General features: G+C 50.7%; 25 protein-coding genes. All 25 read right to left on the reverse strand.

The features are described from left to right. Positions 1-11: 11 nt before the first annotated feature. A complete protein-coding gene (gene rpsM / locus PSCS_RS03845) occupies positions 12-368 on the reverse strand; it encodes a 30S ribosomal protein S13 (RefSeq protein WP_068810474.1) in 357 nt (118 codons plus the stop codon). A gap of 102 nt (positions 369-470) precedes the next feature. Beyond that, a complete protein-coding gene (rpmJ, locus tag PSCS_RS15480; RefSeq protein WP_082628126.1) occupies positions 471-587 on the reverse strand; it encodes a 50S ribosomal protein L36 in 117 nt (38 codons plus the stop codon). A gap of 60 nt (positions 588-647) precedes the next feature. Continuing rightward, positions 648-1973: a preprotein translocase subunit SecY gene (gene secY, locus PSCS_RS03850; protein ID WP_068810475.1), complete on the reverse strand. Its 1326-nt coding sequence runs from the start codon at positions 1971-1973 to the stop codon at positions 648-650. Positions 1974-2016: 43 nt separating this feature from the next. Beyond that, a complete protein-coding gene (gene rplO / locus PSCS_RS03855) occupies positions 2017-2478 on the reverse strand; it encodes a 50S ribosomal protein L15 (RefSeq protein WP_068810476.1) in 462 nt (153 codons plus the stop codon). 3 nt (positions 2479-2481) lie between these two features. Then, entirely contained in the window at positions 2482-2664 is a 183-nt protein-coding gene (gene rpmD / locus PSCS_RS03860; protein ID WP_068810477.1) for a 50S ribosomal protein L30, read from the reverse strand. A gap of 5 nt (positions 2665-2669) precedes the next feature. Next, positions 2670-3179 carry a 30S ribosomal protein S5 gene (gene rpsE, locus PSCS_RS03865; RefSeq protein ID WP_068810478.1) on the reverse strand — a complete coding sequence of 170 codons (510 nt, stop codon included), beginning with the start codon at positions 3177-3179 and terminating at the stop codon, positions 2670-2672. A 12-nt stretch (positions 3180-3191) separates the two neighbouring features. Further along, entirely contained in the window at positions 3192-3542 is a 351-nt protein-coding gene (gene rplR, locus PSCS_RS03870; RefSeq protein WP_068810479.1) for a 50S ribosomal protein L18, read from the reverse strand. An 11-nt stretch (positions 3543-3553) separates the two neighbouring features. After that, positions 3554-4087: a 50S ribosomal protein L6 gene (rplF, locus tag PSCS_RS03875; RefSeq protein WP_068810480.1), complete on the reverse strand. Its 534-nt coding sequence runs from the start codon at positions 4085-4087 to the stop codon at positions 3554-3556. Positions 4088-4125: 38 nt separating this feature from the next. Continuing rightward, a complete protein-coding gene (rpsH, locus tag PSCS_RS03880) occupies positions 4126-4521 on the reverse strand; it encodes a 30S ribosomal protein S8 (protein ID WP_068810481.1) in 396 nt (131 codons plus the stop codon). A gap of 14 nt (positions 4522-4535) precedes the next feature. Next, positions 4536-4841: a 30S ribosomal protein S14 gene (rpsN, locus tag PSCS_RS03885; RefSeq protein ID WP_068810482.1), complete on the reverse strand. Its 306-nt coding sequence runs from the start codon at positions 4839-4841 to the stop codon at positions 4536-4538. Position 4842: 1 nt separating this feature from the next. Continuing rightward, a complete protein-coding gene (rplE, locus tag PSCS_RS03890; protein WP_068810483.1) occupies positions 4843-5412 on the reverse strand; it encodes a 50S ribosomal protein L5 in 570 nt (189 codons plus the stop codon). 19 nt (positions 5413-5431) lie between these two features. Beyond that, complete coding sequence (gene rplX, locus PSCS_RS03895; RefSeq protein ID WP_068810484.1) at positions 5432-5743, reverse strand: 50S ribosomal protein L24; 312 nt, start codon at positions 5741-5743, stop codon at positions 5432-5434. A gap of 21 nt (positions 5744-5764) precedes the next feature. Next, a complete protein-coding gene (gene rplN, locus PSCS_RS03900; protein WP_068810485.1) occupies positions 5765-6133 on the reverse strand; it encodes a 50S ribosomal protein L14 in 369 nt (122 codons plus the stop codon). Positions 6134-6210: 77 nt separating this feature from the next. Continuing rightward, positions 6211-6489 carry a 30S ribosomal protein S17 gene (gene rpsQ / locus PSCS_RS03905; RefSeq protein ID WP_068810486.1) on the reverse strand — a complete coding sequence of 93 codons (279 nt, stop codon included), beginning with the start codon at positions 6487-6489 and terminating at the stop codon, positions 6211-6213. A 2-nt stretch (positions 6490-6491) separates the two neighbouring features. Beyond that, positions 6492-6689 carry a 50S ribosomal protein L29 gene (gene rpmC, locus PSCS_RS03910; RefSeq protein WP_068810487.1) on the reverse strand — a complete coding sequence of 66 codons (198 nt, stop codon included), beginning with the start codon at positions 6687-6689 and terminating at the stop codon, positions 6492-6494. Beyond that, positions 6689-7102 carry a 50S ribosomal protein L16 gene (gene rplP, locus PSCS_RS03915; RefSeq protein WP_068810488.1) on the reverse strand — a complete coding sequence of 138 codons (414 nt, stop codon included), beginning with the start codon at positions 7100-7102 and terminating at the stop codon, positions 6689-6691. The genes rpmC and rplP overlap by 1 nt, the downstream gene beginning before the upstream one ends. Before the next feature lie 13 nt (positions 7103-7115). After that, positions 7116-7784, reverse strand: a complete 669-nt coding sequence (gene rpsC, locus PSCS_RS03920; protein ID WP_068810489.1) for a 30S ribosomal protein S3 — start codon at positions 7782-7784, stop codon at positions 7116-7118. 9 nt (positions 7785-7793) lie between these two features. Further along, entirely contained in the window at positions 7794-8126 is a 333-nt protein-coding gene (gene rplV / locus PSCS_RS03925) for a 50S ribosomal protein L22 (RefSeq protein ID WP_068810490.1), read from the reverse strand. 18 nt (positions 8127-8144) lie between these two features. Next, entirely contained in the window at positions 8145-8420 is a 276-nt protein-coding gene (gene rpsS, locus PSCS_RS03930) for a 30S ribosomal protein S19 (RefSeq protein WP_068810491.1), read from the reverse strand. Between the two features lie 25 nt (positions 8421-8445). After that, a complete protein-coding gene (gene rplB, locus PSCS_RS03935; protein WP_068810492.1) occupies positions 8446-9276 on the reverse strand; it encodes a 50S ribosomal protein L2 in 831 nt (276 codons plus the stop codon). 15 nt (positions 9277-9291) lie between these two features. Beyond that, positions 9292-9591 carry a 50S ribosomal protein L23 gene (gene rplW / locus PSCS_RS03940; protein WP_068810493.1) on the reverse strand — a complete coding sequence of 100 codons (300 nt, stop codon included), beginning with the start codon at positions 9589-9591 and terminating at the stop codon, positions 9292-9294. Further along, positions 9588-10208, reverse strand: coding sequence for a 50S ribosomal protein L4 (gene rplD / locus PSCS_RS03945; protein WP_068810494.1), 621 nt, complete (start codon positions 10206-10208; stop codon positions 9588-9590). The genes rplW and rplD overlap by 4 nt, the downstream gene beginning before the upstream one ends. A gap of 6 nt (positions 10209-10214) precedes the next feature. After that, positions 10215-10868 (reverse strand): 50S ribosomal protein L3, encoded by a 654-nt coding sequence (gene rplC / locus PSCS_RS03950; RefSeq protein ID WP_068810495.1) that lies wholly within the window; start codon positions 10866-10868, stop codon positions 10215-10217. 192 nt (positions 10869-11060) lie between these two features. Then, positions 11061-11372: a 30S ribosomal protein S10 gene (gene rpsJ, locus PSCS_RS03955; RefSeq protein ID WP_068810496.1), complete on the reverse strand. Its 312-nt coding sequence runs from the start codon at positions 11370-11372 to the stop codon at positions 11061-11063. A gap of 221 nt (positions 11373-11593) precedes the next feature. Further along, the coding region (gene tuf / locus PSCS_RS03960; RefSeq protein WP_068810517.1) for an elongation factor Tu at positions 11594-12736 on the reverse strand (1143 nt) is incomplete at its 5' end.

Below are 12736 nucleotides of genomic sequence, written 5' to 3' on the forward strand. Positions count from 1 at the left end.
GAACTCACCTGTTATTTACGAATTGGCTTGCGCGGCCCTTTACGGGTACGAGCATTAGTTTTAGTGCGCTGGCCGCGAACCGGCAGAGAGCGACGGTGACGGATTCCACGGAAACAACCCAGGTCCATCAATCGCTTGATGCTCATGGATACTTCTCGACGCAGATCACCTTCAACCGTGAATTTGCCAACTTCTGCACGCACGGTGTCCAGTTGCTCAGTAGACAGCTCACTGGTCTTCATGGACGGCTCAATTCCCGCGCGATCACAAATTAATTTTGCTCGCGTGGCGCCTACCCCGTAAATGTAACTCAGGGAAATAACCAGGTGCTTGTTGTCTGGTATGTTGACACCGGCAATACGTGCCATAGTTAAACTCCAATCTCTCTAATTAATCGTGCACCAGTGCTCCGACCCCAAAATCAGGGGCGCAAAGGATATACCCTGGCGTTCTAAAAATCAACCAGAGGCTTAGCCCTGGCGCTGTTTGTGTCTAGGCTCGGCATCACAAATGACGCGAACCACACGATTACGCTTAATGACTTTGCACTTACGGCAAATCTTTTTTACTGAGGTTCTGACTTTCACTTTATGTTCTCCATTCGATGTCAGCAGCCTGGGCTGCCCACACGATTTTTGCTCAAAACGTTATCGGCCGCGACCGAAACTGCCCAGATTCGACTTCTTCATCAAGGAATCATACTGATGCGACATCAGATGAGATTGAACCTGAGACATGAAGTCCATACTCACAACCACGACGATCAACAGTGCTGTTCCGCCCAGGTTAAATGGCACGTTTGCCATCATCTGGAAGAAATTTGGCAACAGACATACTATCGTAATGTAAATCGCGCCAAACATTGTCAGTCGTGTCAGTACGCTATCAATGTAGCGTGCTGTTTGCTCTCCCGGGCGAATACCGGGAATGAAAGCGCCAGAGCGCTTCAGGTTATCTGCCACGTCCTTCGGGTTGAACACCAAAGCGGTGTAGAAGAAGCAGAAGAAAATAACCATGGCACTAAAGATAATGATATACAGTGGCTGCCCCGGACCAATCAGCAATGCAAAGTCCTGAAGCCATGCCGCGTTATCACTTTGACCAAACCACTGACCGATGGATGCCGGGAACAACAAAATGCTTGAAGCAAAAATTGCCGGAATCACACCTGCCATGTTTACCTTAAGCGGCAAATGGCTTGATTGTGCCTGGTACAGTTTATTGCCTTGCTGACGCTTGGCGTAATTGACCGTTATTCTTCGCTGGCCTCGTTCAATAAAGACAATACCTGCGATAACAACGACTGCAATAATAGCCACGACAAACAGCAGCAAACCACTGATCTGACCTTCATACGCCTGTGACAGGGAGTTACCAATTGCACCTGGTAAGCCCGCGACAATACCGGCAAAGATCAACATTGAGATACCGTTACCGACACCCCGCTCTGTGATCTGCTCACCCAGCCACATCATGAACATGGCACCCGTCACTAGTGAGACAACAGCCGTGAACGTGAATACGGGGCCGGGATTGTATGCCATGGGGGCCAACAGACCAACCACCATGCCGGTACCCTGAACCAGTGCCAGCAACAGCGCACCATAACGTGTGTACTGTGTAATCTTGCGTCGCCCCGACTCGCCTTCTTTTTTCAATTGCGCAAGTTGCGGGTTTACAGCAGTCAATAGCTGCATAATTATCGACGCAGAGATATAAGGCATGATACCCAGCGCAACGATACTCATACGCTCCAGCGCACCACCAGAAAACATGTTGAACATGCCGAGGAAGGTTCCCTCATTCTGGTTGAATAACGCTGTCAGCTGTGCCGGGTCGATACCAGGCACAGGAATATGCGTACCAATCCGATATACAAAGATGGCGAACAACAGGAACAGCAGACGTGCCTTCAATTCTCCAAGGCCCGCTCCGATTCCTTCACCTGCTGCCATATTCGGTCGCTTTGCCATTATTTACCTGCCGCCTCAGTTATGAGGATTCGATGACGTTTGCTTACTTCTTAGCAGTGTCGGCCGCAACCGGATCTACTACTTTCCCGCCAGCTGCTTCGATGGCTGCACGCGCACCTTTGGTGACACGCAGGCCCTCGACTGTAACCGGGCGAGTGATCTCACCAGAAAGCATAACCTTGACACGCTTGATGTTAGCGGTGATCAGGTTTGCTGCTTTCAGTGCTGCCATATCGATAACGTCAACATCCAGTGAGTTCAATTCACCTGTACGGATCTCGTCAGTAGTGCGACCTACACGCGACGAAAAGCCATATTTTGGCAAACGACGCTGCAAAGGCATCTGACCGCCTTCGAAACCCGGACGAACTGTTCCGCCGCTACGTGATTTCTGACCTTTATGACCGGTACCACAAGTTTTGCCCCAACCGCTACCAATGCCGCGACCTACGCGTTTGGAGGAGTGAGTGCTTCCGGGTGCCGGACTCAACGTATTCAATTGCATGTATTAACCCTCAACCTGCAGCATATAGCTGATTTTGTTGATGATGCCGCGTACCGCGGGGGTATCCTGCAGCTCAACTGTCTGGTGCATACGACGCAGTCCCAAGCCTTTCAGGCACTCACGATGGCGAGCCATCGTACCGATCGGGCTGCGAACCAGTGTTACTTTAACTGTTTTATCCGCCATAACTGTTAACCCAGGATATCTTCAAGTGTCTTGCCACGTTTAGCTGCAACGCTGTCAGCCGAACGCATGTCTCTCAGGCCATTGAATGTTGCATTGACCACGTTTACAGGATTTGTAGATCCGTAACATTTGGCCAGAACATTCTGAATACCTGCCAGTTCAAGAACTGCACGCATCGCGCCACCAGCAATAATACCAGTACCTTCTGATGCAGGCTGCATGTAGATCTTTGATGCACCGTGGCGCGCTTTTACTGGATACTCCAGCGTATTGCCGTCCAGTGATACAGAAATCATGTTACGGCGAGCCGCTTCCATTGCTTTCTGGATAGCCAGTGGGACTTCACGAGCCTTGCCACGACCAAAACCAACGCGTCCATTTCCGTCACCGACTGCTGTCAGCGCAGTAAAGGCGAAAATTCGACCACCCTTAACCACTTTGGCGACACGGTTTACCTGGATCAGTTTCTCCTGCAAACCTTCTTCGTTCTTTTTCGCCTCGTCTCTCAGTGCCATAGTCTTAAACCCTTAAAATTCCAAGCCGCCTTCACGTGCTGCGTCAGCTAGTGCTTTCACACGACCGTGGTAGTTAAAACCGGAGCGATCAAACGCTACTTTGCTGATGCCCGCTTCTTTGGCGCGCTCAGCAATCAAAGCACCGATTTTGCTGGCTGCTTCGATATTGCCGGTTGTACTACCACGCTGCTCTTTCTCGACTGTCGATGCAGCTACGAGAATTTCACCGCCTGTTGGCGCGATGATCTGCGCATACATGTGGCGAGGAGTACGATAAACGCACAGTCTGTTTACGCCGAGCTCATTAATCTTTGCCCGGGCACGTCGTGCGCGACGGATACGAGCCTGCTTCTTTACGTTCATAATGTCACGCCTTACTTTTTCTTCGCTTCTTTTCTGTAAACGTTCTCGTCTGCATAGCGAATGCCCTTACCTTTGTAAGGCTCCGGTGGACGGAACGCACGAATTTCTGATGCCACCTGACCCAGCAACTGTTTGTCTGCTGAGGACAGAACAATTTCTGTCTGCGAAGGTGTTTCAGCTGTTACACCCTTGGGTAACGGATAATCAATCGGGTGCGAATAACCGACAACGATATTCAGCGTGTTGCCTTGTGCCTTGGCTCGATAACCAACGCCAAGCAGTTGCAGCTTGCGTTCGAAACCGGTGCTGACACCGACAACCATGTTGTTGATAAGTGCGCGGAAGGTACCTGCCATTGCCGTGCCATCACGCGACGCATTCTTGGACGCGACACGCAGTACGCCATCTTCCTCTGAAATCTGTACGTTATCGTGCAGATCCAGATTCAGGGTACCTTTGCTGCCTTTAACCGTTACCGAATTACCGGCAATTGTGGTTTCCACGCCTTTAGGCAGTGTAATCGGGCTGTTTGCTACTCTGGACATAATCGTGCTCTATATACTGTTCTCAAGAATCTCGTGTATCAGAATACCGTACACAGAACTTCCCCGCCGATACCGGCGGCACGAGCCTGCTTGTCTGTCATTACGCCTTTGTTAGTCGACACGATGACAGTACCCAGTCCCTGACGGTTTTTTGGCAATTCGTCTTTACCTTTGTACTGACGCAGACCAGGCTTACTTACACGCTTGATCTCTTCAATAACCGGGGCTCCCTGAAAATATTTCAGGTCGACTACCAATGTGTTGTGAGCACCTTCTTCCTGAACCTGGTAGCTCTTAATATAGCCTTCATCTAACAGCACGTTGCAAATTGCAACTTTCAGTTTAGAGGACGGTGCGCTCACTTGCGGCAAGCTGGCCATCTGTGCATTCCTGATGCGCGTCAGCAGATCAGCAATAGGATCTGACATACTCATAATCTATTCTCCGCTTACCAGCTGGCCTTAGTGAGACCAGGTACATCACCACGCATGGCTGCTTCACGCAGCTTATGGCGACAAATACCAAACTTACGATAGACGCCGTGAGGACGTCCGGTGATACGGCAGCGCTTCTGCTGACGAACCGGGCTTGCATCCCGAGGCAGTTTTTGCAGTTTGATCTGCGCCTGCCACTTGTCGTCTTCACTTGCGTTGACATCCGCAATAATCGCTTTCAGTGCTGCACGCTTTTCAGCATATTTAGCAACTGTGCGCGTACGCTTTTCTTCGCGCGCTACCATTGAACTCTTAGCCATCTCAGGACTCCTTGCTAGCCGCTTTACCAGGCATTGATCGGAACGGGAAGCGCATTGCGCTCAACAGTGCTCGACCTTCATCGTCGTTTTCCGCTGTTGTTGTCACCGTAATATCCAGACCACGCAGTTTATCGACTTTATCAAACTCGATTTCAGGGAAAATGATCTGCTCATTCACACCCATTGCGTAGTTGCCGCGACCGTCAAATGCTTTCGGGTTCAAACCGCGGAAGTCACGAGTACGTGGAATCGAAATGTTTACCAGACGATCCAGGAACTCATACATGCGTGCGCCACGCAGTGTTACTTTGCAGCCAATCGGCCATCCGGCACGAATTTTAAAGCCAGCGATTGATTTGCGGGCTTTAGTAATAATTGGCTTCTGGCCACTGATCTTGGTCAGGTCAGCAACGGCATTTTCCAGCAACTTCTTGTCGCCAACTGCCTCACCGACACCCATGTTCAGCACCACTTTCGTAATGCGAGGGACACGCATTGGATTGTCGAACCCGAACTGTTTAGTCAGCGCAGGCACTACGTCACTTCTGTAAAATTCTTTTAACTGAGCCATGTTGGCGACCTGGTTTCCGTTAATCAATAACTTTATTTGTGGATTTGTACACGCGCTGTTTCTTGCCGTCTTCTACCAGAAAACCTACGCGATCCGCTTTATTGGTCTCCGGATTGAAGATTGCGACATTGGAAATATCCAGCGGCGCTTCCTTCTCGACGATACCACCAGCAATCCCGGCATTCGGGTTTGGCTTGGTGTGCCGTTTTACCATGTTGATTCCACTGACAATGACTTTGTTTTCGCCGACCAGTCGATTCACTGTTCCGCGTTTACCTTTGTCTTTGCCTGTGACGACGATAATTTCGTCATTTGTCTTAATCTTACGCATATTCCGCAGCCTCGATATCTATCACAGCACTTCAGGAGCCAGGGAGATGATTCGCATAAACTTCTCATTACGAAGTTCACGAGTCACCGGCCCGAAGACACGCGTCCCGATTGGCGCCTGCTGGTTGTTGAGAAGTATCGCAGCGTTATCGTCGAACTTGATGAGAGACCCATCACTTCTGCGAACACCTTTCTTGGTACGAACGACCAGAGCAGACAGCACCTGACCTTTCTTTACCTTGCCTCGGGGAATCGCTTCTTTAACTGTCACTTTGATGACATCCCCGATGCGAGCATAACGACGGTGTGAACCACCGAGTACCTTGATGCACATTACTCGCTTGGCACCACTGTTGTCTGCCACATCTAAATATGACTGTACCTGAATCATCGATTCTCTCCGAACCCTTAAACTGTCGCTTTAGCAACAACGCCGCAAGGCGCCAGAAACCTATTTATTGCCAGTGATCAAATTTGCGTCGCGCGCTCATCGATCGATACCAAAGTCCAAGTCTTGGTCTTTGAAATCGGACTGACTTCCTTAACTGTTACGCGATCACCTGATTTGCACTCATTATTCGCATCGTGCGCATGCACTTTAGATGAACGTGTAATAAATTTTCCGTATACGGGGTGTTTCACCCGACGCTCAACCAGCACTACGATGGACTTGTCCATCTTGGCACTGACGACCTTGCCGGTTACGGTACGAGCGATTGTTTCGGTCTTTGTTTCATTCAGCGACATAATCAGGACCCGCTCTTCTGCTTCTCAGTAATGATGGTCTTAATCCGGGCGATATCATTTTTCATCGCGCTGAGCAGATGAGTCTGACCCAGTTGACCGGTTCGCTTTTGAATTCGGGTATTGAACTGATCACGATACAGGCCATTGAGCTGCTCGCTCAGTTCTTCTACTGACTTTTCACGTAATTCACTGGCTTTCATCACATCACCGTCCGTTTAACAAACGCTGTCTCAAAAGGCAGTTTGGACGCTGCCAACTCAAACGCTTCACGCGCGAGGCCTTCTTCAACACCTTCAATCTCGAACATCACGCGACCTGGCTGGATTTGTGCCACCCAATATTCCACGCTACCTTTACCTTTACCCTGACGAACCTCAAGAGGCTTCTGAGTAATCGGCTTGTCCGGGAAAACACGGATCCAGATCTTGCCGCCACGTTTTACGTGACGTGTCATGGCACGACGAGCTGCCTCAATCTGGCGAGCTGTCAAGCGTCCACGACCCAGAGCCTTCAGTCCGTATTCACCGAAATCAACTTTACTACCACGGTGAGCCAGGCCACGATTTCTGCCTTTCTGCACCTTTCTGAATTTGGTACGTTTTGGTTGTAACATCTTGGCCTACCCTCTACTTGGACGCTTTCTGCGGAGCCGCCGGGGCTTCCTTCAGGTCAAGAACTTCGCCTTTGAAGATCCAGACCTTAACGCCAATAATTCCGTAAGTTGTGCTTGCCTCGGACGTTGCGTAATCAATATCAGCTCGCAATGTGTGCAGAGGCACTCGACCTTCACGGTACCACTCAGAGCGCGCGATCTCGGCACCACCAAGACGACCACCTACCTGAATCTTGATACCTTCCGCGCCTTGACGCATCGCGTTTTGAACTGCGCGCTTCATGGCACGGCGGAACATGACTCGACGCTCCAGTTGCTGTGAAACGCTATCGGCAACCAGCTGTGCGTCCAGGTCAGGCTTGCGAATTTCTTCGATATTGATGTGAACCGGAACACCCATCTTTGCAGACAGTATATTACGCAGCTTCTCTACATCTTCGCCCTTCTTACCAATCACGATACCCGGACGAGCCGTGTGAATTGTGATTTTGGCAGATTGCGCAGGACGCTCGATATCGACACGTGAAACAGACGCATTGGCAAGCTGCTTGCGGATGTAATCACGCACCTGCAAATCAACAAGCAAATGCTCAGCATAATCTTTACCTTCAGCAAACCAGACTGAAGTGTGCTTCTTAACTATACCAAGCCGAATTCCGGTTGGATGTACTTTCTGACCCATCCTAATCTCCTACTTATCGGCTACTTTAACTGTGATATGGCAGGTACGCTTCAGGATGCGATCGGCACGGCCTTTAGCACGTGGCATGATTCGCTTCATGGTCATACCTTCATCGACGAAGATTGTGGAAACACGCAACTCATCCACATCGGCGCCTTCATTATGTTCAGCATTGGCAATGGCAGAATCCAGCACCTTCTTGACAATGTGAGCACCCTTTTTGGTGCTGAATGTCAGCAACTGCAGGGCTTCCTCTACACCTTTTCCGCGAATCTGATCGGCTACCAATCTCGCCTTCTGGGCAGAGAGCCGAGCGCCGCGCAATTTAGCTACAACTTCCATCTCTATTCTCCCCGTTTATCAGCGCTTGGCTTTCTTATCAGCCGCGTGACCACGGTAGTTACGAGTCAAGGCGAATTCACCCAGCTTGTGACCTACCATGTCTTCAGAAACAAACACAGGCACATGCTGCTTGCCGTTGTGCACGGCTATTGTCAGCCCAAGCATATCCGGAGAAACCATGGAACGACGCGACCAGGTTTTAATCGGACGCTTATCGTTGGCATCCCGTGCTGCCTGAACTTTTTTCATTAAATGAAGGTCAATAAATGGACCTTTTTTCAGTGAACGTGGCACTTTTAAAATCCTCTGTAGTCAGGCCTTATCGGCTTGCATTTCTGCGACGTACGATCATCTTGGTAGTACGCTTGTTAGTGCGGGTCTTGTAGCCTTTCGTCGGCTTACCCCAAGGCGATACTGGATGACGACCACCCGCGGTACGACCTTCACCACCACCGTGTGGGTGATCAACCGGGTTCATGGCAACACCACGAACCGTTGGACGAATACCACGCCAGCGTTTCGCACCAGCTTTACCCAGCGAACGCAAACTGTGCTCTGAGTTGGATACTTCACCCAACGTAGCACGACAGTCTGCCTGCACTTTACGCGTCTCACCCGACCTCAGTCGCAGCGTGACATTGTTGCCTTCTTTCGCAACCAACTGCACAGATCCGCCAGCGCTTCGAGCCAGCTGAGCACCTTTACCAGGCTTCAGTTCAACACAGTGAACCGTGCTACCCAGCGGGATATTACGCAGAGGCAAACAGTTACCTGTTTTGATTGGCGCTTCGTTTCCTGAGTGCAGAACATCGCCAGCCTGAATTTTGGCAGGCGCGATTATGTAGCGACGCTCACCATCAGCATACAGAAGCAGTGCAATATTGGCAGTACGATTGGGATCGTACTCCAGACGCTCTACTTTGGCTGGCACACCGTCTTTGTTACGACGGAAATCAATAATGCGGTACTTTTGCTTATGACCACCACCGGCATGACGGCGCGTGATACGACCAGCATTATTTCGGCCACCAGTCTTTGACTTTGACGCCACCAGGCCAGCATAAGGCTCGCCTTTGTGCAGATCAGGATTAACAATCTTGACGACAAAGCGGCGACCAGGCGAAGTGGGTTTACATTTAACTACTGCCATAACCGTGACCCTTCCTTACGCCAGTTCCGCGAAGTCAATTTCCTGACCTTCCGCGACCTTGACATAAGCCTTTTTCCAATTAGATTTCTTTCTCAGCTTGCCGCGCGCTGTACGCTTGGTTTTACCCTTAACGTTCAACACCTGCACTTCTTCGACTGAGACCTTGAACAGGGTTTCAACAGCTTCGCGAATCTCCTGCTTGGTCGCGTCCAGCGCAACACGGAAAGCAACCTGATTGTTGGCTTCTGCCATCAACGCTGCCTTTTCAGACACGTGAGGCCCAACGATTACCGAATACAGTCTCTGTTGGTTCATGACAACATCTCCTCAACCTTTTTCAGCGCAGGAACAGTTATCAGCACCTTCTCGAAACCGATCAGGCTAACCGGATCCAGACCAGCAACATCCAGCACATCAACATCACGCAGATTGCGCGCTGCCAGGTACAGGTTTTCTGCGATCTCTTCCGCCACGATCAGCACGTTGTCTAAAGCAAACTCTTTCAGCTTTACTGACAACTCTTTCGTTTTGTGCGAATCAACAGCAAACTGCTCAACCACAACCAGACGCTCCTGACGAGCAAGCTCAGACAGAATGCTGCGCATGGCGCCGCGATACATCTTCCGGTTCAGTTTTTTGCTGTGATCCTGAGGGCGAGCGGCGAATGTTACGCCACCTGAACGCCAGATAGGACCGCGTGTTGTACCGGCACGGGCACGACCACTGCCTTTTTGGCGCCAAGGCTTACGACCACCACCAGCGACTTCAGAACGCGTCTTTTGCTTAACCGTTCCCTGACGAGCACCAGCCAGGTAGGTTACAACCACCTGATGTACCAGCGCTTCGTTAAATTCTTTGCCAAAGGTCTCATCGGATACTGAAACAGTTCCTGCTCCAGCCTGACTACCTGGCTTTGAAAGATTCAATTCCATCAGTGCTTACCCCTTGGACCCGGAAGACTTTACAGACGGACGCACGATAACGTGCGAACCCGTTGCGCCGGGAATAGCCCCTTTAACCAACAGGAGGTTGTTATCAGCGTCTACCCGCACAATTTCCAGTGACTGCGTTGTGGTACGCACATCACCCATGTGACCAGCCATGCGCTTGCCTTTCCAGACACGCCCAGGCGTTTGACACTGACCAATAGAACCAGGCGCACGGTGAGATAGAGAGTTACCGTGTGTTGCATCCTGTGTACGGAAGTTGTGGCGCTTAACCGCACCTGCGAAGCCTTTACCTTTAGAGGTACCGGTCACATCTACTTTCTGACCTGCTTCAAAGAGAGTTACCGTCAACTCAGCACCCGGCGCTAATTCGCCGCAATCGCTCTGAGCCATACGGAATTCCCAAAGACCATCACCTGCTTCAGTGCCAGCTTTGGAAAAATGCCCAGCAAGTGACTTGCTTACGCGAGAAGCTTTGCGCTCACCCGCAGTCACCTGAATAGCACTATAGCCGTCAACTTCTTCAGTTTTCAACTGAGTGATTCTGTTGGGGCTGACCTCAACTACTGTCACCGGTACAGATTCACCAGTTTCAGTAAAAATACGGGTCATGCCGCTTTTTCGACCGACCAATCCAATCGACATTTTTTGAACCTCATCGTGTACGGGGCTTTAACCCGCTATGGCTGCTATCGCATTACACCATGTTTGCCCGGGAGCCTTTATTAGCTCCACCAAGCCAGCTGTTATCAGTTGTTTCAGATTCGAACCATTACTGAACCATTCTCGCTCTATCTACAAACCCGGCCTAACACAAAATTCTGGATGACTCAGCCCTTACCCAAGACTGATCTGCACTTCCACGCCTGCCGCCAGATCCAGCTTCATCAATGCATCCACTGTTTTCTCTGTTGGCTCTACGATATCCAAAAGGCGCTTGTGCGTTCGGATTTCGTACTGATCACGCGCGTCTTTGTTGACGTGTGGCGAGACCAGAATCGTGTAGCGTTCCTTGTTGGTAGGCAGAGGGATAGGCCCCTTAACCTGCGCACCGGTACGCTTGGCAGTATCGACAATTTCCTGAGTAGACTGATCAATCAGCCGATGATCAAAGGCTTTCAGCCGAATTCTGATACGCTGATTTTGCATCGAGTCTGCTCTCCAAAACACTTAAATTAATCAATAACTTTCTTGCTCAACACCTGCAGACATTGCAGGTACTGGAAAAAAGGAAGCGGAATTCTAAGGCCGCACCCTTTTAATGTCAAGCAAAGGTTTCCATATCTGCTGGTTTTTCGTGCTTTTCTGCACTTTTCCAACAAAAGAGAGGCGACTCGTACTCGAGCCGCCTCTTTTCGAGACTAACGTCCTTACTCGATGATCTTGGATACCACGCCGGCACCCACGGTACGACCACCTTCACGGATCGCGAATCGCAGACCTTCGTCCATTGCGATTGGTGCAATCAGCGTGACTTTGAACTTCAGGTTGTCACCTGGCATTACCATCTCAACGCCTTCTGGCAGCTCTACAGCACCAGTCACGTCAGTTGTACGGAAGTAGAACTGTGGACGATAACCTTTGAAGAATGGCGTGTGACGACCACCTTCATCTTTGCTCAGTACGTACACTTCACCTTCAAAGTGAATGTGCGGCGTGATTGAACCCGGCTTGGCCAGAACCTGACCACGCTCAACATCTTCACGCTTAGTACCGCGCAGCAGAACACCTACGTTCTCGCCCGCACGACCTTCGTCGAGCAGCTTGCGGAACATCTCAACACCTGTACAGGTCGTCTTTGTGGTGTCTTTCAGACCAACAATCTCGATCTCTTCACCAACTTTGACAATACCGCGCTCAACACGACCTGTCACAACCGTACCACGACCAGAGATTGAGAACACGTCCTCAATTGGCAACAGGAACGGACGATCGATGTCACGCTCAGGCTCTGGAATGTAGCTGTCCAGTGTTTCTACCAGCTTCTTGACCGCTGTTGTACCCAGCTCGTTGTCATCTTCACCGTTGAGCGCCATCAGCGCAGAACCGATGATGATTGGCGTGTCATCGCCAGGGAAGTCGTAAGCGTCCAACAGCTCACGGATTTCCATCTCAACCAGCTCCAGCAGCTCAGCATCGTCTACCATGTCCGCTTTGTTCATGAACACAACGATGTAAGGAACGCCTACCTGACGTGACAGCAGGATGTGCTCTCGCGTCTGCGGCATGGGGCCATCAGCAGCCGAACATACCAGGATAGCGCCATCCATCTGCGCCGCACCGGTAATCATGTTTTTTACGTAGTCGGCGTGCCCTGGGCAGTCAACGTGCGCATAGTGACGCTCTGGAGAGTCATACTCAACGTGTGCCGTGGAGATCGTAATACCACGCTCACGCTCTTCCGGGGCGTTATCGATCATATCGAATGCACGCGCCTCACCACCCCAAACTTCTGCACACACGCGCGTCAGTGCTGCTGTCAACGTCGTCTTACCATGGTCAACGTGACCAAT

Origin of the sequence: Pseudohongiella nitratireducens, from assembly GCF_001642735.1 — a bacterium.
In the GTDB taxonomy this organism is placed as follows: domain Bacteria; phylum Pseudomonadota; class Gammaproteobacteria; order Pseudomonadales; family Pseudohongiellaceae; genus Pseudohongiella; species Pseudohongiella nitratireducens.